Origin of the sequence: Salmonella sp. NW38 (assembly GCF_051807745.1) — a bacterium.
Taxonomy (GTDB): domain Bacteria; phylum Pseudomonadota; class Gammaproteobacteria; order Enterobacterales; family Enterobacteriaceae; genus Salmonella; species Salmonella enterica.
The window spans coordinates 1-1,019 of sequence record NZ_JAMMTO010000032.1; the positions used below are offsets into that span (position 1 = coordinate 1).

Here is a 1,019-nt window from a genome sequence, read left to right on the forward strand (position 1 = left end):
CCGGAAGAAAAAGCGCGTGGTATCACCATCAACACTTCTCACGTTGAATACGATACCCCGACCCGCCACTACGCACACGTAGACTGCCCGGGGCACGCCGACTATGTTAAAAACATGATCACCGGTGCTGCTCAGATGGACGGCGCGATCCTGGTTGTTGCTGCGACTGACGGCCCGATGCCGCAGACCCGTGAGCACATCCTGCTGGGTCGTCAGGTAGGCGTTCCGTACATCATCGTGTTCCTGAACAAATGCGACATGGTTGATGACGAAGAGCTGCTGGAACTGGTTGAAATGGAAGTTCGTGAACTTCTGTCTCAGTACGACTTCCCGGGCGACGACACTCCGATCGTTCGTGGTTCTGCTCTGAAAGCGCTGGAAGGCGACGCAGAGTGGGAAGCGAAAATCATCGAACTGGCTGGCTTCCTGGATTCTTACATCCCGGAACCAGAGCGTGCGATTGACAAGCCGTTCCTGCTGCCGATCGAAGACGTATTCTCCATCTCCGGTCGTGGTACCGTTGTTACCGGTCGTGTAGAACGCGGTATCATCAAAGTGGGTGAAGAAGTTGAAATCGTTGGTATCAAAGAGACTCAGAAGTCTACCTGTACTGGCGTTGAAATGTTCCGCAAACTGCTGGACGAAGGCCGTGCCGGTGAGAACGTAGGTGTTCTGCTGCGTGGTATCAAACGTGAAGAAATCGAACGTGGTCAGGTACTGGCTAAGCCGGGCACCATCAAGCCGCACACCAAGTTCGAATCTGAAGTGTACATTCTGTCCAAAGATGAAGGCGGCCGTCATACTCCGTTCTTCAAAGGCTACCGTCCGCAGTTCTACTTCCGTACTACTGACGTGACTGGTACCATCGAACTGCCGGAAGGCGTAGAGATGGTAATGCCGGGCGACAACATCAAAATGGTTGTTACCCTGATCCACCCGATCGCAATGGACGACGGTCTGCGTTTCGCAATCCGTGAAGGCGGCCGTACCGTTGGCGCGGGCGTTGTTGCTAAAGTTCT

Annotated in this window: 1 protein-coding gene; it reads left to right on the forward strand. The window is 54.2% G+C overall.

Features of this window, described 5'->3' with window-relative positions; all coding sequences use genetic code 11:
- On the forward strand, positions 1 to 1,019 hold a 1,019-nt coding region (gene tuf / locus NA624_RS22975), incomplete at both ends, for an elongation factor Tu (RefSeq protein WP_001543627.1).